The organism is Mesorhizobium sp. M7A.F.Ca.ET.027.03.2.1, from assembly GCF_003999175.1.
Classification (GTDB): Bacteria; Pseudomonadota; Alphaproteobacteria; order Rhizobiales; family Rhizobiaceae; genus Mesorhizobium.
Window position 1 is genome coordinate 1 of the sequence record NZ_RZOM01001250.1, and the last position, 1,586, is coordinate 1,586.

Sequence of the window (1,586 nt, forward strand, 5' to 3'; positions counted from 1 at the left end):
AGGCCGGACAGGGCGTGCCCGTCGGCGTCGGCCAGCCGCATCTGCGCATGAACCAGATGACGGTGGGCGGCACGCGGGTTTGATAAGAACAGTCGACGAGCTTACTCGCCCATCTGAATTGCCCTAAAGCCAGGATGCCGGCGATTTCGGCAGACGACGGTCGGGGTCGACGACCTCTAGGCGCGGCGCGCCATCCTCGTTCCAGCGCCAGAGCGCAACGCAGGTGCCGCCGGGCGACATGAAGGACGGATAGATCACGCCGTTCACCCCATCGGCAAGCAGGCGATCCCGCAGCTTGTGGGTCTCGGGCACAAGGCCCTGATCCAGCATGTCTCGCCATTCGCATTGGTGAATGCCCGCCTTTATGGCCAATTCGCTCAGCATTGCGGCATCGGTCAGATCGGCCAAGCGCGCGCCCGAGAGCTCTAGTTGGGCAATTAACGCCGGATGCTGGACAAAGCCCTGATTGTACTCCGCCCAGGCGGTGGACAATTCGCGCGCCGCATAGATCGTTGAAGCGCCAATTGGATTCCAGCGACCGCCGAAGTGGGCAGCGCCCTCGCCCGAAAGCGGCAGATGCGCCCAACGCGGTACGAAGGCCCGCCACAAGGTCAGGCTGATCTCAGGCATACACACCGGAGCGGACGGCCTCCAGATAGGCCAGCACCTTGTCCGTCTTGCCCTCGCGAACCAGGTCGTAGGCGGTCTTTCCCGCCCAGCCGGGGATCGGTTGGTGCTTAAACCAGATCGCCGCACGTTGCTCGCCGCCGGCCATTTCACCGGCCATCGACAGGATGCGGACGATCGGGCTGAGGGCGGCGTCGACCTTGCGCGCGCCGGCCTTGGCGGCAAGTGTGTTGCGCGCGACCCCGATCAGGCCGGCCAATTCGGTCAGGTTGACACCAAGCTGTTCCGCGACACGCCTTGCCGAAAGGTAAGGCGACCGTTCCTCGCCAAAGCGTGACGCCGGAATTTCGAGGGCTGCGGAGTTCATGACGATTACCTAGCATAGTTTGATGCGTACGGTATCAAAATAGGCCCAATTCACGCGCAACTCAAGCACAAGCGACCTACCGCCTCCGCTTCGGCTTCTCCAGCAACGCCACGGCCTCGACATGCGGCGACCACAGGAACTGGTCGATCGGCGTCACGCTTTTCAGGATGTAGCCGCCGTCGATGAGGATGCGCAAATCCCGCGCGAGCGTCACCGGATTGCAGGATACGGCGGCAACGTAGGGAACATCCGAGCGGGCGATCTGCTTCGACTGATCCTCGGCGCCCGCGCGCGGCGGGTCGAACACCACACCATCGAAGGCATTCAATTCCTTGAACGTCAACGGCCGCCGGAACAGGTCGCGGCGTTCGCCCGTCACCCGCTTCAAGCCAGTGGCGAAACGCGATCCACGGTCGAGGGCCGAGAGCGCTGCCGCATCGCCCTCCACCGCATGGACTTCCGACTTCGCGGCCAGGCGCAGAGCAAAGCTGCCGCAGCCGGCGAAAAGATCCGCCACCTTCTTGGCACGCTTCAGATGCCCACCGACGATATCGGCCATCGCCTGTTCGGCGGCCTCGGTTGCCTGCAGGAA

The 1,586-nt window shown here is 63.9% G+C and carries 2 protein-coding genes and 1 pseudogene; all 3 read right to left on the reverse strand.

Annotated elements, in window-relative coordinates:
* Positions 1-123: 123 nt before the first annotated feature.
* A complete protein-coding gene (locus EN750_RS33505) occupies positions 124-630 on the reverse strand; it encodes an RES domain-containing protein (RefSeq protein ID WP_127399210.1) in 507 nt (168 codons plus the stop codon).
* Positions 623-994, reverse strand: a complete 372-nt coding sequence (locus EN750_RS33510; RefSeq protein ID WP_127399211.1) for an antitoxin Xre/MbcA/ParS toxin-binding domain-containing protein — start codon at positions 992-994, stop codon at positions 623-625. The genes EN750_RS33505 and EN750_RS33510 overlap by 8 nt, the downstream gene beginning before the upstream one ends.
* A 76-nt stretch (positions 995-1,070) precedes the next feature.
* Positions 1,071-1,586: pseudogene (locus tag EN750_RS33515) on the reverse strand (class I SAM-dependent RNA methyltransferase); the annotation flags it as partial.

Bases quoted from the DNA above. Each gene is read 5' to 3' on its own strand.
- EN750_RS33505 (WP_127399210.1), bottom strand. From the start codon at position 630: ATGCCTGAGATCAGCCTGACCTTGTGGCGGGCCTTCGTACCGCGTTGG.
- EN750_RS33510 (WP_127399211.1), bottom strand. From the start codon at position 994: ATGAACTCCGCAGCCCTCGAAATTCCGGCGTCACGCTTTGGCGAGGAA.